This is a genomic window from Hymenobacter sp., from assembly GCF_036388155.1.
In the GTDB taxonomy this organism is placed as follows: domain Bacteria; phylum Bacteroidota; class Bacteroidia; order Cytophagales; family Hymenobacteraceae; genus Hymenobacter.
In genome coordinates, this window is the sequence record NZ_DASVSI010000165.1 from 1 (window position 1) to 20832 (window position 20832).

A 20832-nucleotide genomic window follows, 5' to 3' on the forward strand; every position below is an offset into this window, starting at 1 on the left:
GCGAGTCCTAACGCCTGCTACTCGCGGACTGAAAGTCCGCGCTACTGTACAGCGACCCCGAAACGGCGCTATTACAAACGTTGGATAAAGGCAGTGCCAACTACACTTTGAGAGGTTTGTGACCTGGCCGGTGGCGTTTTACCATCCGCAAAGGCGTGGCGGCGTGAGGCTTGTTTACGGGCCCGGCTTGGCACAACTCGGTGTTCAGCCCCAGCAGGAAGTGCACCACGCCTTGGGCTTCGCGCGGGACAAGCGAGTAGGCGAAGGTTTCCAGCAAACCAACTGCTTCGGCCAGGGACACCGGGCCCAACGCCATGCCGTTGAGGTGCTGGCGGGCGTACCCCATGGCGCGGTGCGGATAAAGACGGCGCAGTACCTGCCGCAGGCCAGTGGAGCGAAAAATAGGGGGATTCATGACTAAAATGGTAAATAGGCGCCCGCCAAACGCTACCGCTCAGTGGGCTGCCGGTTAATTCAGAATTCCATGGGCACTTCCATCAGCAGCAGCTCGGCGTTGCTGTCGGCGCCGATGGCCAGCTTGTCGGCTTCCCAGATGCCGAAGCCGTCGCGGCGGTGCAGGGCCTGGCCGTTGATGGTCACGTCGCCTTCCAGCACGAAGGCGTAGACGCCGTTGCCGGCTTTTTTCACCGCGTAATCGGCCGCGAATCCTTGGTCCAGGTTGCCCAGGTGAAACCAAGCGTCCTGGTTGATGTGGGGGTTGGTGCCGTCGCCGGCGGGCGACACCACTTGCAGGAACTGGTTGTGGCGGGCTTCCGGGGCGAAGGTTTGCTGCCCGTAGTTGGGCTTAATGCCCCGTTGGCTGGGAAAAACCCAGATTTGCAAAAACTTCACTTCCTGGTGCGGGTTGTGGTTTTTTTCGGAGTGGGCCACGCCGGTGTCGGCGCTCATCACCTGCACGTCGTGCTCGCGAATGACGGTTTTGTTGCCCATCGAGTCCTGGTGCTCCAAGTCGCCGGAAAGCGAAATGGAGATGATTTCCATGTTGTCGTGCGGGTGCTTGCCGAAGCCCATGCCGCCGGCTACGGTGTCATCGTTCAGCACGCGGAGGGCGCCGAAGTGCAAGCGCTCAGGGTATTGTACCCGGCGAAGCTAAAGAAGTGAAAGGAGTTGAGCCAGCCGTGATTGGCGTGGCCGCGGGTGTTGGCAGGATGCAGAATAGTGCGGGCCATGATGAGGCGGTGTGAGAATAAATTTGTATGACAAATGTACATACATTTAATGTCTATACATTGTTTAATTCAGAATAGTTTAATTGAATCCACGTGGCAGTGCATCGCACAAGGGCGGTAGCCGGATAGGGCAGCAGTATCTGCCAGTTGGCCAGCGACCGTGACGGAGCCGCAACTGACGAACCAGCGCAGGAGTAGCTCCGAGAAAGGGTGTGGACGCACATGCGCCGAGTAAGCAGCGGGGGAGTGAAATGGGGGCTCCGAGGTGCCGTGCTCATAAGCTCAGGTGAGCGTTTTGCAAATCCCAGACCAGCATAAACTAACGGCTAGGAGCTGTGCAAAAGGCTTACGTTTCTACAACGGTTTATATAAGCCGCCGTATGGTTAATGAGCTGCTTTTTAGATACTTATTGATGAGCTTATCGGCTTTAAGCTAATTGTTCAGGTAAGTAGCAGGCAGCTTTCACCTTTTCAATCTCAACTCATGGCAACAAGAAATTCGCACGTGGCGGCTGGCTTGTATGGGGACGCCCACACGCCCGTCAGCGGCCTTGCCCAGCCGAACGTGGGGGCAACCGAACGGATACTATCGGCGGCGGGCGGTGCGCTGCTGGCCTATTATGGACTGCGCAAGCGCCGCGAGTCGAAAGGGCTCGGCCTGGGGCTGGCGGCGCTGGGCACTAGTTTGGTGCTGCGCGGGGCCAGCGGCTATTGCCCCGTCAACCAGCTGGTGGGTCGCGACACGTCGGAACAGGCGCCGTCCAAAACCATCAAAATAGTGGAGACTTTCACCATCAACCGCCCGGTGGCCGAGGTGTACGAGTTTTGGCGGAAGCTGGAAAACCTCCCCCGGTTCATGCAGCACATCGAAAGCGTGGTGCAGCTCGACGAGCGCCGCTCGCACTGGAAGGCCAACGTGCCAGGCGGCCTGCTGAACGTGGAATGGGAGGCCGAAATCGTCAACAACGAACCCAACCTGCTGCTGTCCTGGCAGTCGTTGCCCGGCTCGGAGGTAGACAACGCCGGCGAAGTCCGCTTCTTGGACGCGCCCGGCGACAAAGGCACCGAAGTGCAGGCCGTCATTCACTACCGCGCCCCCGCTGGCGCACTGGGCCGCGGCGTGGCCAAGCTTCTCAACCCGGCCCTGGCCGAGATGGTGCGCTCCGACCTGCGCCGGTTCAAGCAGCTCATGGAGGCCGGCGAGATTACCACCATCACCGGTCAGCCTTCTGGGCGGGGCCGCGACTTGGGGTAACGCCCACCGGCCGCCACGTTCTCAAACTTCTCCAAACACCTAATTGCCAGAACCTATGAAAGCATTGTGCTGGGTGGGAACCAACCGCCTGAACGTCGAAAAAGTACCCGACCCCGAAATCATCAACCCGCGCGACGCCATCGTGCGCGTAGGGCTGTCCTCCGTTTGCGGCTCCGATTTGCACTTGCTCGACGGCTACGTGCCCACCATGCGCGAGGGCGACATCATCGGCCACGAGTTCATGGGCGAGGTGGTGGAAGTGGGGCCGGAGGTGAAGAATTTTCGGAAGGGCGACCGGGTGGTGGTGGCGTCGGTACTGGGCTGCGGGGGCTGCTGGTTTTGCGAAAACCAAGCCTGGTCGCACTGCGACAACAGCAACGCCCACGCCACCTTGGCCGAGAAAGTGTACGGCTACCCCACGGCTGGCATTTTCGGCTATTCCCATGCCTTCGGCGGCTACGCGGGCAGCCACGCCGACTACATTCGGGTGCCCTTCGCCGACCGCGGCATGTTCAAAATTCCCGACGGTGTGAAGGACGAAGCGGCGCTTTTCGTGTCCGATGCCTTCCCTACGGGCTTCATGGGGGCCGATATGGCCGACATTGCGCCCGGCGACGTGGTGGCCGTGTGGGGCTGCGGCGGCGTTGGCCAAATGGCCATCCGCAGCGCTTTCTTGCTGGGCGCCAGCCGCGTCATCGCCATAGACCGCTTCCCGGAGCGGCTGGCCATGGCCCGCACCCGGGGCCGCGCCGAAACCCTCAACTACGAGGAAGTGGACGTGCTCGAAGCGCTGAAAGAAATGACCGGCGGCCGCGGCCCCGACCGCTGCATCGACGCCGTGGGCATGGAAGCTCACACGCCCGGCCTGGAACATTACTACGACCTGGTGAAGCAGCAAATCAAGCTCGAAACCGACCGCCCGGCCGTGCTTCGGCAGGCCATCATCGCGTGTCGGAAGGGCGGCACGGTGTCCATTGTGGGCGTGTACGGCGGCTTTATCGACAAATTCCCGATGGGGGCGGCCATGAACAAAGGCCTCACCTTCAAGATGGGCCAGATGCACGCCCAGAAATACATTCCGCGCCTGCTCGAACACGTACAAAACGGCGACGTCGACCCGTCCTACATCCTCACCCACCGCTGGCCCCTGGAACGCGGCCCGGAAGGCTACAAGATGTTCAAACACAAAACCGACGAGTGCATGCGGGTAGTGTTTGCCCCGTAGCGCGGCCTCGTTTGAAAGCGCCCGTACCGGCCCCGTCCTGCTAAGGGCGGGGCCGGTTTTTTGTGCTCAGAGTCGACTTTACGCGTACAAAGTGGCGAAAGGCAGCCGGCCAATACCTTTGCCAGCACATTTCCTCCTCGCCCCGGCCCCACATGATTCGTACGGTAATCTTTGATATGGACGGCGTCATTATCGACACCGAACCTTTGCACCACCACGCCTTTTTCTCGGTGTTTGCCGAGTTGGGCCTCAACATCACTCAGGAGGAATACGCCACCTTCCTTGGCGGCTCGACCCGCAACGTATTCCAAGGGCTGAAAGAGAAATACCACTTGACGCAGGACGTGGAAACCCTGCTGCTGCGCAAGCGCGAGCTGTTCAATAAGGCCTTTGACGAGGACGCCGGCCTGGATTTACTGCCCGGCGTGCGGCAGCTCATCGAAGACTTGCGCGCGCATGATGTGCAGCTGGTCGTCGCGTCTTCGGCCTCCAAAGCCACCATCCAGCGCGTATTCGACCGGTTCGACCTCAAGCCCTACTTTGCGCACGTCGTCAGCGGGGAGGATTTCGAGCGCTCCAAGCCCGACCCGGCCATCTTCCTCCACGCGGCGGCCGCGGCCGAAACGCCAGTAACCGAATGCATCGTTATCGAAGATGCGGCCAACGGTGTGGCGGCCGCCAAGGCGGCGGGCATCTACTGCGTTGCCTACGCCAGCCCGCACTCGGCCGGCCAGGACCTGCACCAAGCCGACGGCATCATTCAGGACTTCGCGGAACTGACGGCCGAAAGCATCATGGCCATTACGCCAGCTGCATAACGTCCGATTTTACTTGCGCGCGGCCCTCAAAACCGCTTGAGCTCGCTAGCTTCAAAATCCCACTCTGGTGTGCTCACCACGCCCTCTGCGGCTTGCACGGGCATCCAGGCACTCGCGCCCCAGGTATCCCGGAGCACGTGGATGTTCTGGGCCGGCATGTAACTCTGAGCCAGCAGCATGAACTTCTGGTGGGTGGCTGGGTTTTCGGCCACGTCCACCACCAGCACCGCGTGGCCCGGCGCCCCGCCGTGAACGAACACATCGCCGGGCTCCACGGCTGTCAGCGGCTTGGCTGTCAGCTCACGGCTGAGCGACTTTGTGCCCGCGTAGCCGAAGGTGGGCACGAGGTAGCGGCCCAGGGCCGCGTGGGTGGGCGCTTCGGCCGGCCGGGTGGCCGGCGTCACCTCTTCACCATTCACCTTAAATGTCTTGCCCGCCACGAAATCAGAAAACCAGAAGTCGTAGCCTGTGGTCAGGTGGAAATGCACCTTGTTGGGGTCGTGGCTGAACAGGTATTCGGCCCGCAGGCGAATGACGGCATCGGCGCACTGCTGTAGGTCTTTGCTGCCGATGTCGATGTTCACCACGCCCGCCACCACGTCCTGCCGGTCTTTCAAGCCGCCGTTAAACAACCGGGCCTTGGTGCCCGCAGGCAGCAGCGGCAAGTAGCGCAGCCACTCGCCCCAGGAGCCGCTGGCCACCGCCACGCGCCGGCACCCCGCGGGCACTGGAAACCGAACCGCCAGGCTTTCGGAGGCTTTCGCCGGCTGCTTCAGCCAAGGGTAAGAGCAGCCGGAAGGCAGTTGGAACTCCGGCGCCGGGTGGCGGGCCAGCAGCAGGAGCGGCAGGGCCGCGAAGAAGCAATAGAAAGAATTTGCCCTCATCTGAAACATCGGAAAAGCAAACGAGCCTGCGCTAAGCAGGCTCGTGGAGGCGAAGACCGGCGATGTAACGGAAGTCTTTTCTGTTTAGTGTATACAGGGCAAAGCCGTGGTGCAGGGCCGTGGCGGCAATAAGGGCATCGGGCAAGGACAGGCGGTGGCTGAGGGGAAATTGTTCCATCAACTGCACCGCTAGTTGGCTGATAGGCGGGTGCACCGGCAGGTGCGTGAGGGGCTTGGTGCCTTTGAGAATGAAGGCGAGGTCTGTCTTGTTTCGCGCTCCGAAAATCAATTCGGCCCTGGTGATGTCGCTGATGCACAAATTAGGCAGCCCGATGTTGCGGAGTTCCAGTACCACTCCCGGCTGATTTTTGAGCAGCTCAATGATAATGTTGGTGTCACAAATCGTCATAGCTGCGCGCCGTCGGCACGTTGCCACGCTTGCTGTCGCAGCGTCTGGGCGTCAACGTCGCGGTCGGCCCAAAGGCCCGCCATGGCCCAGAAATCCGACTCTGCGTCCGGTGGTGATTGCGGCACGAGTGCCAGCGACCGAATACGCTCGGCCCGCACAAGGTCGAAATGACTCAATAGTTCCATTACCAAATCAAGTTTGCTTTGGTCGGCTACCGTCAACAGAATTTGTTCTTCACCGGGCGGGTTTTGCGAAGGGGTCATGGCTGCACAAGGCTAGGTTTTGGCGGCTTTGGGTTTAGCGGCCGGCTTTTTAGCGACGGTCGTTTTCTTCTTCGCGGCAGGTTTTTTGGGGGTAGCGGCTTTGGCCGCTTTCTTGGCGGGCGTGTCCACTTTCTCCTCCTTGGCCGCGGGGGCGGATTTTTTGCCGAAGCGGCCCCCCTTGGCGGGCTTGTCAGGCGTAGCGTCGGCCAGCTCCTGGCAGCGCTCCAGGGTCAGCTCGGTGGGCTCTTCGCCCTTGGGAATCTTCACGTTCTTTTTGCCCGCCACGATGTAAGGGCCAAAGCGGCCATTGAGCACTTGGATGTCGGGATTTTCGGGGAAGGACTTGATGAGGCGCTCGGCGTCGGTTTTGCGCTTTAGCTCAATCAATGTCACGGCTTCGTCCGCCGTGATGGTGTGCGGGTCTTGCTCCTTCGTAAGGGAGTAAAATTTGCTGTCGTGGCGCACATAGGGGCCGAAGCGGCCCAGGTTGGCCGTCATGTCTTTGCCCTCAAACTCGCCTACCACCCGGGGAAGTTTAAACAAGTCAAGTGCTTCCTCCATCGTAATGCTTTCGATGAATTGGCCTTTGCGCAAGTTGGCGTAAGCAGGCTTCACGTTGGGGTCGGTGGTGTCGCCCAACGCGACGTAGGGACCGTAGCGGCCCAGGCGCGCCGTAATCTTCTCGCCGGTTTCGGGGTGCACGCCGATTTCGCGGGTGCTGCCCAGGGTGCTGCGCTCGATGTCCTGCCCGGCCTCAATGGTCGCGTGGAACTTGCCGTAGAAACCGGTGAGCATCTGCGTCCAGTCCTCGTGGCCGTTGGCAATCTGGTCGAACTCGTCTTCCACCTTGGCCGTGAACTGATAGTCCACAATCACAGGGAAGTGCTCCACCAAAAAGTCGTTCACCACCATGGCCGTGTCGGTGGGGAAGAGCTTGGCTTTTTCGGCGCCGTAGTTCTCGGTTTTGACTTCGGTTTTCACCTCGCTGCCGTCCAGCGTCAGTACGTGAAACTTGCGTTCCTTGCCTTCGCGGGTGTCTTTTTCCACGTAGCCACGCTTCTGCACCGTGCTGATGGTGGGAGCGTAGGTGGAAGGACGGCCAATGCCCATTTCCTCCAGCTTTTTCACCAGCGACGCTTCGGTGTAGCGGGCCGGCGGTGCCGAAAACCGCTCGGTGGCGCTGAGGCGCTGCAAGGGCAGCACCTGGCCCACCGTCAGCGGCGGCAAGCCCCGCGAGAAGCTCGATTCGCCGTCTTTGGCTTCGTCCTCGTCTTCGTCGTCTTTGCTCTCGGCATATACTTTAAGGAAGCCTTCGAAGGTGATGACCTCGCCCGTAGCCGTAAACGTCACGCCCGGCTGCGTGCTAATGCCAATTACCGCCGTGGTGCGCTCAATCACCGCCTCGGCCATTTGCGAGGCCATGGCCCGCTTGCGGATGAGGTCGTACAGGCGCTGCTCCGACGCGTCAGAACCCGCTTTTACGGCACCAAAATCGGTCGGGCGAATGGCTTCGTGGGCCTCCTGCGCCGAAGCCGACTTGGTTTTGAACGTGCGGGTGTGGTGGTATTCGGCGCCGTAAGCAGCGGTGATGGCGGCTTGTGCCCCGGCCAGCGCCTCCTGCGAGAGGTTCACCGAATCCGTCCGCATGTAGCTGATTTTACCAGCTTCGTACAGCTTCTGGGCTACGCTCATCGTCTGCGCCACCGAGAAACCTAGCTTGCGCGAAGCCTCTTGCTGCAGCGTAGACGTAGTAAACGGAGCCGCGGGGCTGCGCTTGCCCGGCTTCTTGTCAAGGCTCTCAATTTGATAGGTAGCACCCACGCAACGACCCAGAAAGGCTTCGGCGTCTTCGCGGGTTTTGTAGCGTGTGGGCAACTCGGCTTCGAGCACGGCGCCACGGCCAGCATCAAAACGGGCTACCACGCGGTAAGCGCTGGCCGATAGGAAGCTGGCGACTTCGCGTTCGCGCTCCACCACCAGCCGCACGGCCACGCTTTGCACGCGGCCCGCCGAAAGGCCCGGCTTCACTTTCTTCCAGAGCACGGGGCTCAGCTCGAAGCCCACGAGGCGGTCGAGCACCCGACGGGCCTGCTGGGCATTCACCAAATCCTGGTTAACAATCCGCGGATTGGCAATGGCGCCAAGGATGGCGTTTTTGGTGATTTCGCGGAAGACAATACGCTTGGTTTTGGCGTCGGGCAGGTTCAGCGTTTCGGCCAAGTGCCAGGAAATGGCTTCGCCTTCACGGTCATCGTCACTGGCCAACCACACCATTTCGGCTTCTTTCGAGAGCTTTTTGAGTTGCGCAATCAACTCGCGCTTGTCGGCCGAAACCACGTACGTGGGCTTGAACCCATTGGCAATGTCAATGGCGTTATTGTCCTTGGGCAGGTCGCGGACGTGGCCGTAGCTCGAGCGCACCACATAATCTTGGCCGAGGTAGCCTTCTATGGTTTTGGCCTTGGCGGGCGACTCGACGATAACTAAATTCTTGACCATGTGGGCGGGTAAAGGGTGATGGCAGACGAGGAGGGTAGTGGCAATGAAACGGCCGGGTGCTGCGAAATGTTAAAATTGGCCGCAAAGATGTCGGAATATTCCCGGCGGACGCGCATCCTGCAATAATCCGGCCGCGTCCGGTTTTCTGAACACCTTAAGCAAACAGGCAAGTTCATTGCGTTGCCAGAGGCTGTATCTTTGCTAATCCGGGACCAACCTGCGTACTTCGCCTTCCCATTTTATCCTTCCTTTTCGATTGATTCTTTACTTATATGGCCTCCCCCAAGACTCCGCAATCTAAGCCTCGCCAGGCCTCCGCGGGGGCTACCAAGGATACTGCTGCTAATGGCGCGGCCAACCCCGGAGCCGTTTCCAGCCTTGATACCATCCGCACCAACAACGACTTGACGCGCAAGCGCGGCGGCTCGCGCGGTTCCGTCGACACCCAAGACCCTGGCTACGTCAACGAGCAGTTGAACCGGGTGCTCTACGCCCTCGATGCCTTTAAGAAAGGAGACGTGTCGGTGCGCCTGACCAAGCAAAACGACGACATTTTCGCGGAAATCGCCGAGGCCTACAACTCGATGGTGGAAATGATTGGCGGCGTAGGGGGCGAGGTATCGCGCATTTCCAAAGTAGCCGGGGTAGAAGGCAACCTGAAAGCGCGGGCTTCGGCCGATGGCGCCGCCGGTTTCTGGCGCGACATGCTTACCAACATCAACGGCTTGGTGGACAGCATCGCCGTACCGGTATTGGAAGTAGGTAAAGTACTGAAGAACATCAGCCGCGGCAATCTGGACGAGAGCTTCCAGATTCCGGTATCGGGCGATTTCAAATTGATGGCCGAAACCATCAACAAAACGATTGATAACCTGAACATCTTCGCCGGTGAGGTAACTCGCGTGGCCCAGGAAGTAGGAACGGAAGGCAAACTCGGGGGCCAAGCCAGTGTGCCCAACGTGGGCGGCATCTGGAAGGACCTGACCGACAACGTAAACAACATGGCCTCGAACCTGACTTCTCAGGTACGCGACATTGCCAACGTGGCCACCGCCGTAGCCAAAGGCGACTTGACGCAGAAGGTGACCGTCGATGTAAAAGGGGAGTTCCTGCAGCTGAAGCAGAACCTGAACCAAATGGTGGACTCGCTGAACTTGTTCGCTGGGGAGGTAACCCGCGTGGCGCAGGAAGTGGGCACGGAAGGCAAACTCGGTGGTCAAGCCTCGGTGCCGAACGTGGCCGGTGTGTGGAAGGACCTGACTGACAACGTAAACAACATGGCTAGTAACCTGACGAGTCAGGTGCGGGACATTGCCAACGTAGCTACTGCGGTAGCCAAAGGCGACCTCAGCCAGAAAGTAACGGTTGATGTAAAAGGCGAACTGCTTCAATTGAAGCAGAACCTGAACCAAATGGTGGACTCGCTGAACCTGTTTGCCGGCGAGGTAACCCGCGTGGCGCAGGAAGTAGGCACCGAAGGCCGTCTGGGTGGCCAGGCCTCCGTACCCAGCGTGGCTGGTGTATGGAAGGACCTGACCGACAACGTAAACTACATGGCTAGTAACCTGACGAGTCAGGTGCGGGACATTGCTAACGTGGCTACCGCTGTGGCTAAAGGCGACTTGACTCAGACAGTTACCGTCGATGTAAAAGGGGAATTTCTGCAGTTGAAGCAGAACCTGAACCAGATGGTGGCGTCCCTGAACTTGTTCGCTGGGGAGGTAACCCGCGTGGCGCAGGAAGTGGGCACCGAAGGCAAACTCGGCGGGCAAGCCAGCGTGCCGAACGTGGCCGGCGTGTGGAAAGCCCTCACTGACAACGTAAATGACATGGCCGCGGCTCTCACCTCGCAGGTACGAGACATCGCCAACGTGGCCACCGCCGTAGCCCGCGGCGACTTGAGCCAGAAGATGACGGTGAACGTGAAGGGCGAAATCCTGGAGCTGAAGAACATCCTCAACCAGATGGTGGACTCGCTCAACATCTTTGGTGACGAAGTAACCCGCGTGGCCCGCGAAGTGGGCACTGAGGGCAAGCTCGGCGGCCAGGCCGTGGTGCCCCGCGTAGGTGGCACCTGGAAGGAACTGACGGACAACGTGAACACGATGGCCTCAAACCTGACCTCTCAGGTACGAGACATTGCCAACGTGGCCACCGCCGTATCGAAAGGCGACCTTTCGCAGAAAATCACCGTCGATGTAAAAGGGGAGTTCCTCGACCTGAAGGAAAACCTGAACCAGATGGTGGACTCGCTGAACATCTTCGCCGGCGAAGTAACCCGCGTGGCCCGCGAAGTGGGCACCGAAGGTATCCTGGGCGGCCAAGCCAACGTGCCCCGCGTGAGCGGCACATGGAAAGATTTGACGGACAACGTGAATACGATGGCCTCAAACTTGACCTCGCAAATGCGCGACATTGCCAACGTGGCAACCGCTGTTGCGAAAGGTGACTTGAGCCAGAAAATCACTGTAAATGTGCGAGGTGAGCTGTTGCAGTTGAAGGAAAACCTCAACGAAATGGTTGACTCGCTCAACACCTTTGGTGACGAAGTAACCCGCGTGGCCCGTGAGGTAGGAACCGAAGGCAAGCTTGGCGGACAGGCCAAAGTGCCCAACGTGCGCGGCACCTGGAAGGACCTCACCGACAACGTAAATACAATGGCCAGCAACCTGACATCTCAGGTGCGGGACATTGCCAACGTAGCCACGGCCGTATCGCGCGGCGACTTGAGCCAGAAAGTTTCGGTAAACGTCAACGGCGAGCTGCTCGACCTGAAAGACAACCTGAACCGAATGGTGGACTCGCTGAACATCTTCGCCGGTGAGGTAACTCGTGTGGCCCAAGAAGTGGGCACCGAGGGCAAACTGGGCGGACAGGCCAGCGTACCGGGCGTAGCTGGCGTGTGGAAGGAACTCACCGACAACGTAAACTACATGGCCTCCAACCTCACCACGCAGGTGCGGGGGCTGGTGAAAGTAGTAACCGCGGTTTCGAAGGGTGACTTGACGCAGAAGCTGACGCTGCAAGCCAAAGGCGAAGTGGCCGACCTGGCCGACACCATCAACAGCATGGTGGACGACTTGAATCGCCTCGCGTCGGAAGTAAGCCGCGTGGCCAAAGTAGCGGGTGTGGAAGGCAAGCTGACCGAACGCGCCACGGTAACGGGCGTGTCGGGAAGCTGGAAAGAATTGGTTGACACGCTCAACGCTTTGCTCGAATCCATTGCCTCGCCGGTACTGGAAGTGAGCCGCGTGGTGCGAGCCATCTCGGAAGGCGACCTGACCCAGCGCGTGGAAGTGCCCACGACGGGCGACATTCTCGCCATGTCGAACGCGCTTAACCTCGCCGTAGAAAACCTGAACGAGCTGCTCGGCGAAATCAACGATTCGTCGCAGATTGTGGGTACTTCTTCGGAAGAAATGGCCGGCAAAGGCCAGGAGATGAGCCGGGTAACGGTTGACGTGGCCTTGGCCATGCAGCAAATGGCCGAAGGTGCTCAGAACCAGGCTTTGAAAACCGACCAGGCCTTTAAGCTGATTGAAGAAATCATGCAGGCCACCAAAGAAACAGCCAACAAAGCCGACGTGGTGAACAAATCGGCTATTCTAGGTGAGCAGACCTCGCAGCTTGGTCTGAAAACGGTAGCGGAAGTGGTGAAAAACATGGAAGAAATATCCAGCGCCGCTTCGCAGACTTCCCGCACTATTGAAGTATTGAGTACCCGGTCGGGTGAAATCAGTAAGTCGCTGGGCGTGATTACGGACATTGCCTCACAGACCAACTTGTTGGCTCTTAATGCTGCCATCGAAGCCGCCCGTGCCGGGGAAGCCGGCCGTGGTTTTGCCGTGGTAGCCGAGGAAATCCGCAAACTGGCCGAAGGCTCGCGCAAATCGGCTAACGAAATTGCCACGCTGGTAGAGGACGTTCGCAAGGACACCACCTCGGCCGCTACTGCAATTTCTACCATGGAAAACCGAGTGCTCAAGGGCAAGAACGCCACGTTCGAAGCCAGCTCGGCCTTTAAGAACATTGCCACCAGCAGCGGCGAAACGCTGCGCACTTCGCGCGACATTCTCACGGCTACCGAAGTACAGAAAACCTCGATTGGGGACGTGGTGAAATATGTGGAAGAAGTGGTAGCCATTGCCGAACAGACCGCAACGGGCACGCAACAAGTGGCCGGTACCGCCAAGCAGTTGTCGACTGCTATGCAGGAACTGACCACCAGCTCGCAGCGCCTCACCGACATTGCCGACGACCTGCAGGCAGGCCTGGAGACCTTCCAGCTCAGCTCTTACGAGCCCGAGCCGGAGCCCGAACCTGTTCGCCGCGTGCGCAGTGTGCGCGACATGTACCGCACGCGCGACAGCCGCGAGGCTGCCGTGGCACCGCCCCAAAACGGCTCGGCCTCGCGCCGTCCTTCGGGCCGCAACGAGGAGCCGCCCGCGGCTGCTAACAACGGCCGCATGAACGGCATGGCCGCCCGTCGCAACGCGCAGCCTGAGCCAGCCCCTGCCGCACCAAATCGTCGCGAGCGCCCAGCGCGGGCTACCCGGGCCGAAGCGCCGGTTAAAGCATCAGCACCTGCCACCACCCGCCGCGCACCTGCCAAGGCTGCTCCTAGCGCGCCAGCTTCAGAGAACGGCAATGGCCAACGCAACGGGCAAGCCGCGAAAGCCGCTCCCAAATCCAAGGCCAAAGCCAAATAATTTCTGACCACGCCTAGCCTCTTATCGACTACTGCATGGCTGAGATTGAACTAGTAAGCCCGACTCCCAAACCCGAGCGGGCGAAGCCTGCCGAATTGGTCCAACTCATCGTTTTCCGTTTGGGCGACGAGGACTACGGCATTCGCATCGAGCAAGTGAAGGAAGTAACGGTGACCCCGGAAGTGGCCCGCATGCCCAAAACGCCTCCTTTCATCAAGGGCATTGCCAACCTGCGCGGCGACATCATCGCCATTCTCGACCTGGAAGAGCGGTTCCGGTTGCGGCCAGTGGGCCGGGAATTGCCCGAGCGCACTTACACCGTAGCCGTAGAAGCCGCCGATTATACCCTGGGTTTGGTGGTGCGGGAAGTGCCCCGGCCTTTCACGCTGCCGGTGAGCCAGATTGAGCCAGCCCCGGAGTTTGTGCAGGATTCTAGCACCCGCGACAAATACCTGGAGGGCATCGCCAAACTGCCCGATGGCAACATCATCATTGTCCTCGACATGCGCAAGCTGCTCACGCCAAGCGAAGTGATGCGACTGCCGGGCAAAGTGGCATCTTCGTAAGCTCCAAGCCGTACAACGCGTTGCCGGGCCATCTAGCTCGGCCACACTCCGCCCTATCTCCATGTCCCCAAATTCAATGAATAAGCGCATCCTCATCGTCGACGACTCTTTTTACATGCGCACGATGCTCAAGAACATGCTCACCGATGCCGGCTACGAAGTAGTGGGAGAGGCTGCTAACGGAGCACAGGCCTTGGAAATGGCCACCTCGACGGCTCCTGACCTGATTACGCTCGACGTCATCTTGCCCGACAACACGGGTTTGGACGTGTTAAAAAGCCTGCGCCAGTCCCAGCCCAGTGCCAAGGTGGTGATGTGCAGCGCCGTCGGCCAAGAGGTCATCGTGAACGAAGCCATTGAGAATGGGGCCCTGGCTTACATTGTCAAGCCGTTCTCGGAAGAAAAAGTGTTGGAGATTGTTGGAGCGGCGCTGCAAAACGACGCTTCGGAACCGGTCGCGTAAGGTGCTGCGACAACGCCCTTCACTGGTGGAACAACCCGTTGGAAACAACGGGTGGCTGCTTTGTGCAACAGGGTGTGAGAATGATTCAAGTAGCTGGGTGGGCCAATGAAAACGCGCGACCAAGAATATCGGGAGCTGTTCATGGCCGAGGCGCTGGAGTACTACGACTCCATGAGCCGGCACCTGAGCGAACTGGAGCGCACGCCCGATGCGGTCCCCTCGCTCAATGAGCTCTTCCGGCTCATGCACAACCTGAAGGCAAATGCCCGGGCAATGGGTTTCACGGATTTGGGCGAAGTTGCCCACCATCTGGAAACGCTGTTTGGGTTGATTCGAGACCAGGAACGCACGTTTAGCGGCCCCTTGATTCGGGTGGTTTTTGCTGGAGTCGACGCCCTGGGTACCATGATTCGTGCTGTTGGCGCTAATCAGCCCTTGCCGGATGTGTCGGCGCTGCTCGACAACCTCGACCGCCTCGTGCGGGGCGAAGAGCCCATTTTGGACGAAGTAGACGCGGGAGACAGCGAGGAAGAATCGAGCCGAAAAATGGAGCTGTCGGACTTGGTGTACATCCAGGTCAAAAAGCTCGACAACTTGCTCAATCTGGTGGGGGAGTTGGTGATTGACCGGGACCGCATCATGACGCTGGCCCAGGAAATCGGCAACCCGGCTTTGCTGGCCACGGCTCAGCACCTGTTCCGCATCTCCGATGATTTGCAGTACAGCGTCATGGATGCCCGTTTGGTGGGCGTGGGCGTGTTGCTGAACAAGTTCCCCCGGGTAGTGCGCGACGTGGCTTCCGCCGAAGACAAGCAAGTGGAGCTCACGCTGAGCGGACAAGACGTACAGATTGACCGCAACATCCTCCAGATTATTACTGACGCGCTGCTGCACCTCGTGCGCAATGCCGTCAGCCACGGCCTTGAAACCACCGCGCAACGGGAGAAAGCCGGCAAGCCCGCAGTAGGGCAGCTCACGCTTTCCGCCCTGACCGAGCGCGACGACGTGCTGATTCAGGTGCGCGACGACGGCCGCGGCATCGACACCGAAGCCGTGCGCCACAAAGCAGTTGAGCGGGGCCTCACCACCGCCAGTGCCGCGGCCAACCTGGACGAGCAAGCCGTTTGGGCTTTTCTCTTTGAACCGGGCTTTTCCATGGCCCAAAAGGTAACCGATATTTCGGGCCGTGGCGTGGGCTTGGACGTGGTGAAACTGGCGCTGGATTCGTTGGGCGGCCAGCTACGCGTGGAGTCCGAAATGGGCGTTGGCACAACTTTCACCCTGGTTTTGCCCACTTCCATTGCCGTGAAAGGCGCCTTGCTAGTGGAAGTGGATGCGCGGCCTTACGCCGTGCCGTTGTTGCACACCGACACCGTGCTGGCGCTTCACCCCGGCCAGATTTCCATCGTGGGCGGCGTGCTGGTAACCCACTTTCAGGAGCAGGCGGTACCGCTGGTGCCTTTGCGCCAGCTGTTGCACGACGAGGGCGAAGACCCCTTGCCCCTCGCTACCAAAACCGATATGATTGGCCCCCAGCACGTATTGGTAGTCAATTACAACAATCGCCGCCTGGGCTTGGTCGTGGACCGGTTCATGCGTCAGCAGAACATTGTCATCAAACCCCTGAGCAAGCCTTTGGATACCATTGACTTGTTTGGAGGCGTTACCCTGCTGGGCAGTGGTCAGGTGTGCCTCGTGCTCGATGTGCCGGCCCTCACCCGCTTGTTTTTAAGCAAACGGCAGTAGTTTTTCTTTCTTTCACCCCAGTCTTCGCAGCTGCACTTCCCCTATTTTAGCGTTATGGATTTATCGATGACTGATTTGGAGCGTGATATAATCCGCGAAATTCTGAACATCGGCTTGGCCCGCGCCGCCGACTCGTTCGCCGTCATTGCCCAGGAACGGGTGCTGCTGGAGGTACCGAACATCGACCTGCTCGTTAGCGACGATATCCTGCAACGGGTGCGCGAGTACCAGGCCAAGCACGTCCCCATTCAGTCCGACATCCGCGGGGATTTCAACGGCACGACGCTGATGTTCTTTTCGGGCCAGCACATCCAGCGGCTGTCGCGCGTGTGCCTCCGCATGAAGACCGATGAGACGCTGGAAGTAAACGAATTACAGGAGTCGCTGCTGCTGGAAATTAGCAATATCATTACCGGTGCCTTGGTCACGCAGTTGGCCAACATCCTCAAGGCCAACATTTACGGCGCCCCACCCACGGCCCCGCGTGGCGACATTACCGACATCATGCACGGGCTGCTGCCGCAGCAGCAATTGCAGCCGCTCATCTTCTCGGTCATCACCCAATTCTCCGATAAGGACAACATGGTCGAATTGCCGTTGATGCTGTTTTTCGACCGGGTGACCTTCATGAAAATCCTGGAAATCATTCGCAGCTACGATTTCCTGGGCAGCCAAATGTCGGCTTAGGCGGCCGGGTAAATCTTTTTAGTCTTGAAACGTCATGCTGCGAATACTTCGGCATGACGTTCTTTTTTTCGGCTTGCTTCCTCAGGTGGTTTGCCTTATTTCAGTTCTGTCAACTCAACACACCGCATTAGTTACAATGTCAAATTCTGCTGCCTCTCGCGCCAAAAAAATAGCTTCCTTCGACCCCAACGCGCCCGGCGAAGCCGATGGCGGCCTCTTCGGCTTGCCTTTCACCCCCGACGAGGCTCAGGTGGTGGTGGTGCCCGTGCCGTGGGAAGTAACGGTGAGCTACCGGGCCGGAACGGCCATGGGGCCGGCCGCCATCCACGAAGCGTCGCTCCAAGTCGACCTATTTGACCCAGACTTGCCCGACGCCTGGAAGCTCGGCTTGGCCATGGAAGACGAGGACGAAACTATCGCCGCGGCCAGCCGCAATATGCGCCCCCTGGCCGCCGACTACATCAACTGGGTGGAGGCCGGTCAACCCGAAGCGGACCTGGGCAAGTTTGGCGGCGTGCCCGCCCAAGCCACGGCCGAAGGGGTGAAGATGATTTCGTGGCTCAAGAAAAAAACCGGTGCCCTGCTCGACGAGGGCAAAGGCGTGGTGGTGCTGGGCGGCGACCACAGCACCCCGCTGGGCTACATCCAGGCCCTGGCCGAGCGTCACGAGGAATTTGCCATCCTGCAATTCGACGCGCACTGCGACCTGCGCCCGGCTTACGAAGGCTTCCGGTACTCGCACGCCAGCATCATGCACAATGCGCTGGAGCTGCCTCAGGTGAAGAAGTTGGTGCAGGTGGGCATTCGCGACATGTGCCAGCAGGAGGCCGAATTCATCGAGCACTCCAACGGCCGCGTGGCGCTGTTTGGCCAGCGGTTTTTGAGCGACGAGAAATTCGCCAAAAAATCCTGGAAGAAAGTCTGCGGCAAAATCATTGCCCAGCTGCCGCCCAAAATCTACATCAGCTTCGACATCGACGGCCTCGACCCCAAACTGTGCCCCGGCACCGGCACTCCCGTGCCCGGCGGCCTGGAGTTCGAAGAAGCCACCTACCTGTTGCGCTCCATCGTGCGGTCGGGCATCCAAATCATCGGCTGTGACCTGAACGAAGTGGCTCCCGGCGACACCGATTGGAACGGCATTGTGGGCGCCCGCCTGCTCTATCAACTTTGCAACTGGATGGCCGTATCCCAAGGCCGTCTGACCGCCAAGGGCATGTCCGCGGAATAAATTTCTTTCACCCAACCAACCCCTTGTCGTCATGCTGGGATTCATCCTCAAATTCATTCTCACGGCCGTGCTGGTTTATGGCCTCAGCATGGTGCTGCCCGGCGTGGCGCTGAGCGGTTTCAGCGGCGCGCTCATTCTGGTGCTGGTGCTGGGCATTCTGAATGCCGTGGTGAAACCGATTTTGAAAATTCTCGGGTTTCCCATCACCGTCCTCACGCTCGGGCTTTTCCTGCTGGTCATCAACGTCATCATCGTGAAGCTGGCTGACTTCCTGATGAGCAGCTTCGACGTGAGTGGCCTCCTCAATGCGCTGCTGTTCAGCATTGCGCTGTCCATTGTGAACGCCGTTGTTGATTTGGTGATTGACTAGCACATCTGCTGACCAACAAAAAAAGCCCTAACGGTTCACATTAGGGCTTTTTTGTTGAGGTGGTAAATCATCAAGCCAAGCTTCGGCGCCAGCGCCGAACACCCCACAGGGCCATTGTCCCCAAAATGAGGAGTGGCCAGATGGCCACCATCCCGATTAGTACGCTGGTTATCAATTCCCAGCCGGTGTAGAATGAGCTCACGAGCCGACTGCTGAATGAGACAATAGGTGCGTCCGGCACCGTTTGGGGAATGGGCTGGTAGCAGACCAACGAAATTGTGGAATAAGCCACCTCGTTGTTCAAGGTTTTGAGGCGGCTTTCGGTGCTTTCTATTTCCTCGCGCACCTCGCCAATCTTGCCTTCTATTTCGAGCACTTCGCTGATTTTTCGGGCCCGGTTGAGCAAATCGATGTAGCGCTTTTCCACGGCCCGCTTGGTGGCGAGGCGGGCGGCCACGTCGGCGTGCTGAGCGGTTACGTCGTCGGTCGTCAGCTTTTTCTCCTCCACCGTGCCCATGCCGCCCAGCGCTGCCATCAAGGGTTGGAAGCGGGCCGGTGCCACCCGAATGGTCATGGCCTGGCGCCATTCGCCGTCGGCCCGAACTTCGGTGGCCGCGCTCAGGTAGCCGCCGTTGCGGCGCACCAAGGTGTCGAGGCTGGCGCTGGCGCGGGGCAAACTGGCTACTTTCAAGCGCAGGTCGGCGTGGTAGATGAGCAGGCGGGTGGGCGCTGCTAGGGCCTCGGCGTAAGGGCGAGGGCTGGGAAATAGGTCGGCAGTGGCCTCTTCCTTATCCTCTGTATTCGGTTGCTCCTCCATCAATGGCGGAGCACTCATCATCATTTGCTGACGCGGTAGCTCGGAGTCTTCCGTTACGGCAACATCTTTCCCAGTGTGGCTGCAGCCGCATAGCAGGGCCGCCAGCCCAAGGGCAATTCCCCAGGTGCACTTCATGATGTTCAGTGGTTAAGGTGAAATCAGAAACAAGGCTGCGCGGCTCTCGGGAAGTCAACGGACGACTGTAAATAATCGATATATCGATAAATAAAAAATGCCCGTCGATGAGACGGGCATTTCACTTAAGAGCGGAAAATGGAACTACACGCGGCGAATATCGGCGCCCAGGGCATTTAGCCGCTGGTCGATGAATTGGTAGCCACGGTCAATCTGCTCGACGTTGAGGATGGTGCTTTTGCCTTCGGCCGATAGAGCGGCGATGAGCAGGGCCACCCCGGCTCGAATGTCGGGCGAGGTCATGGTGATGCCGTGCAGGCGCTTCTGCTGGTCCAGGCCGATGACCGTGGCGCGGTGCGGGTCGCAGAGGATGATTTGCGCGCCCATGTCGATGAGCTTGTCCACAAAGAATAGGCGGCTCTCGAACATCTTTTGGTGAATGAGGACCGTGCCTTTGGCCTGGCAAGCCACCACCAGCACAATGCTCAGCAGGTCGGGTGTGAACCCTGGCCACGTGTGGTCCGACACCGTGAGGATGGAGCCGTCGAGGTAGGTCGCGATTTCGTAGTGCTGCTGAGCTGGTATGTAAATGTCATCGCCCCAGAATTCCAGTTGAATACCCAGCTTGCGGAAGGTGTCGGGGATGAGACCGAGCTCCGGAATCTGACAGTCTTTGATGGTAATTTCGGAGCCCGTCATGGCCGCCAGCCCGATGAAAGAGCCGATTTCAATCATGTCGGGCAGCATGCGGTGCTCGGTGCCGCCGAGTTTTTCTACCCCCACAATGGTGAGCAGGTTGGAGCCGATGCCTTGGATGTTGGCACCCATGCGCACCAGCATCCGGCAGAGCTGCTGCAGGTAGGGCTCGCAGGCGGCGTTGTAGATGGTGGTGGTGCCTTCGGCCAGCACGGCGGCCATGAGGATGTTGGCCGTGCCCGTCACCGAGGCTTCGTCGAGCAGCATGTGCGTGCCCGTCAGCTTGCCTTCCACTTTGATGCGGTAGAAGTCGGTGCCTTCCAGCGTGAGCTTGCCGCCCAGCTTTTCGAGGCCCAAGAAGTGCGTGTCCATGGGGCGCCGGCCAATTTTGTCGCCGCCGGGCTTGGGCAGCTGGCAGCGGCCGTACCGGCCCAGCATGGGCCCCAGAATCATCACCGAGCCACGCAGGGCGCCGGCTTGGGCAATGAACTCGGGCGTGTCCATGTAGTCCAGGTTCACGTCTTCGGCCTGGAAAATGTAGGTGTCGCTGGCCAGCTTGCCCACCTTCACGCCAAGGTCGCGCAGCAGTTCAATCAGCTTGTTGACGTCGCGGATGTCGGGAATGTTGCTGATGGTGACCGGCTCGGAGGTCAACAGCACCGCGCAAAGGATTTGGAGGGCTTCGTTTTTGGCGCCCTGGGGCGTGATTTCGCCGCGCAACGTTTTGCCGCCGCTTACTTCAAATGCTGCCATTAAGGATAGGTGTTTGGGTACTAGGTGTTCGGTGATACAGCACGTCGTGTCGAGCGCAGCCGAGACATTTCGCGTGTCATCACTAATCAGTTGATTACTGCCACACGCGTGATTAC

General features: G+C 59.4%; 19 protein-coding genes. 10 read left to right on the forward strand and 9 right to left on the reverse strand.

From position 1 onward, the window contains the following. Positions 1–100: 100 nt before the first annotated feature. Genes VF629_RS23560 through VF629_RS23570 form a run of 3 tightly spaced genes read right to left on the reverse strand, consistent with a single transcriptional unit; the run spans position 101 to position 1190 of the window. The gene (locus tag VF629_RS23560) at positions 101–415 is read right to left on the reverse strand and encodes a hypothetical protein (protein ID WP_331060964.1); all 315 of its coding nucleotides are present in this window, start codon (positions 413–415) and stop codon (positions 101–103) included. 59 nt (positions 416–474) lie between these two features. Then, positions 475–1062 (reverse strand): pirin family protein, encoded by a 588-nt coding sequence (locus VF629_RS23565; protein ID WP_331060965.1) that lies wholly within the window; start codon positions 1060–1062, stop codon positions 475–477. Further along, positions 1056–1190 (reverse strand): hypothetical protein, encoded by a 135-nt coding sequence (locus tag VF629_RS23570; RefSeq protein WP_331060966.1) that lies wholly within the window; start codon positions 1188–1190, stop codon positions 1056–1058. Before VF629_RS23570 ends, VF629_RS23565 begins: the two co-directional genes overlap by 7 nt. A gap of 484 nt (positions 1191–1674) precedes the next feature. Here VF629_RS23570 and VF629_RS23575 point away from each other — a divergent pair, with 484 nt between their 5' ends. From VF629_RS23575 to VF629_RS23585, 3 genes are all read left to right on the forward strand, one after another. Beyond that, the gene (locus VF629_RS23575; RefSeq protein ID WP_331060967.1) at positions 1675–2445 is read left to right on the forward strand and encodes an SRPBCC family protein; all 771 of its coding nucleotides are present in this window, start codon (positions 1675–1677) and stop codon (positions 2443–2445) included. Positions 2446–2500: 55 nt separating this feature from the next. Next, on the forward strand, positions 2501–3670 hold the full coding sequence (locus VF629_RS23580) for a zinc-dependent alcohol dehydrogenase (RefSeq protein ID WP_331060968.1): 1170 nt from the start codon (positions 2501–2503) through the stop codon (positions 3668–3670). Positions 3671–3822: 152 nt separating this feature from the next. Then, entirely contained in the window at positions 3823–4488 is a 666-nt protein-coding gene (locus VF629_RS23585; RefSeq protein ID WP_331060969.1) for an HAD-IA family hydrolase, read from the forward strand. 26 nt (positions 4489–4514) lie between these two features. Here VF629_RS23585 and VF629_RS23590 read toward each other — a convergent pair whose 3' ends face one another. Genes VF629_RS23590 through topA form a run of 4 tightly spaced genes read right to left on the reverse strand, consistent with a single transcriptional unit; the run spans position 4515 to position 8543 of the window. Beyond that, positions 4515–5372, reverse strand: coding sequence for a DUF4846 domain-containing protein (locus tag VF629_RS23590; protein WP_331060970.1), 858 nt, complete (start codon positions 5370–5372; stop codon positions 4515–4517). Between the two features lie 31 nt (positions 5373–5403). Next, the gene (locus VF629_RS23595) at positions 5404–5781 is read right to left on the reverse strand and encodes a type II toxin-antitoxin system VapC family toxin (RefSeq protein WP_331060971.1); all 378 of its coding nucleotides are present in this window, start codon (positions 5779–5781) and stop codon (positions 5404–5406) included. Then, positions 5778–6044 (reverse strand): hypothetical protein, encoded by a 267-nt coding sequence (locus VF629_RS23600; protein ID WP_331060972.1) that lies wholly within the window; start codon positions 6042–6044, stop codon positions 5778–5780. Before VF629_RS23600 ends, VF629_RS23595 begins: the two co-directional genes overlap by 4 nt. Before the next feature lie 12 nt (positions 6045–6056). Beyond that, on the reverse strand, positions 6057–8543 hold the full coding sequence (gene topA / locus VF629_RS23605; RefSeq protein WP_331060973.1) for a type I DNA topoisomerase: 2487 nt from the start codon (positions 8541–8543) through the stop codon (positions 6057–6059). Between the two features lie 272 nt (positions 8544–8815). Here topA and VF629_RS23610 point away from each other — a divergent pair, with 272 nt between their 5' ends. The 7 genes from VF629_RS23610 to VF629_RS23640 all read left to right on the forward strand — a co-directional run bounded on the left by VF629_RS23610 (position 8816) and on the right by VF629_RS23640 (position 18315). Further along, complete coding sequence (locus VF629_RS23610; protein ID WP_331060974.1) at positions 8816–13252, forward strand: methyl-accepting chemotaxis protein; 4437 nt, start codon at positions 8816–8818, stop codon at positions 13250–13252. A 35-nt stretch (positions 13253–13287) separates the two neighbouring features. Next, positions 13288–13818 (forward strand): chemotaxis protein CheW, encoded by a 531-nt coding sequence (locus VF629_RS23615; RefSeq protein ID WP_331060975.1) that lies wholly within the window; start codon positions 13288–13290, stop codon positions 13816–13818. 76 nt (positions 13819–13894) lie between these two features. Then, positions 13895–14281, forward strand: a complete 387-nt coding sequence (locus tag VF629_RS23620; RefSeq protein ID WP_414653930.1) for a response regulator — start codon at positions 13895–13897, stop codon at positions 14279–14281. Positions 14282–14386: 105 nt separating this feature from the next. Further along, on the forward strand, positions 14387–16027 hold the full coding sequence (locus VF629_RS23625) for a chemotaxis protein CheA (protein WP_331060977.1): 1641 nt from the start codon (positions 14387–14389) through the stop codon (positions 16025–16027). Positions 16028–16081: 54 nt separating this feature from the next. After that, entirely contained in the window at positions 16082–16714 is a 633-nt protein-coding gene (locus VF629_RS23630; RefSeq protein WP_331060978.1) for a chemotaxis protein CheC, read from the forward strand. 136 nt (positions 16715–16850) lie between these two features. Further along, a complete protein-coding gene (gene speB, locus VF629_RS23635; RefSeq protein WP_331060979.1) occupies positions 16851–17945 on the forward strand; it encodes an agmatinase in 1095 nt (364 codons plus the stop codon). A gap of 31 nt (positions 17946–17976) precedes the next feature. Then, positions 17977–18315 carry a phage holin family protein gene (locus VF629_RS23640; RefSeq protein ID WP_331060980.1) on the forward strand — a complete coding sequence of 113 codons (339 nt, stop codon included), beginning with the start codon at positions 17977–17979 and terminating at the stop codon, positions 18313–18315. A 70-nt stretch (positions 18316–18385) separates the two neighbouring features. Here the strand turns inward: VF629_RS23640 and VF629_RS23645 are convergent, their stop codons facing one another. Both VF629_RS23645 and murA read right to left on the reverse strand, forming a co-directional pair. Beyond that, positions 18386–19267: a DUF4349 domain-containing protein gene (locus VF629_RS23645; RefSeq protein WP_331060981.1), complete on the reverse strand. Its 882-nt coding sequence runs from the start codon at positions 19265–19267 to the stop codon at positions 18386–18388. 144 nt (positions 19268–19411) lie between these two features. After that, positions 19412–20716, reverse strand: coding sequence for a UDP-N-acetylglucosamine 1-carboxyvinyltransferase (gene murA, locus VF629_RS23650; protein WP_331060982.1), 1305 nt, complete (start codon positions 20714–20716; stop codon positions 19412–19414). Positions 20717–20832 lie beyond the last annotated feature (116 nt).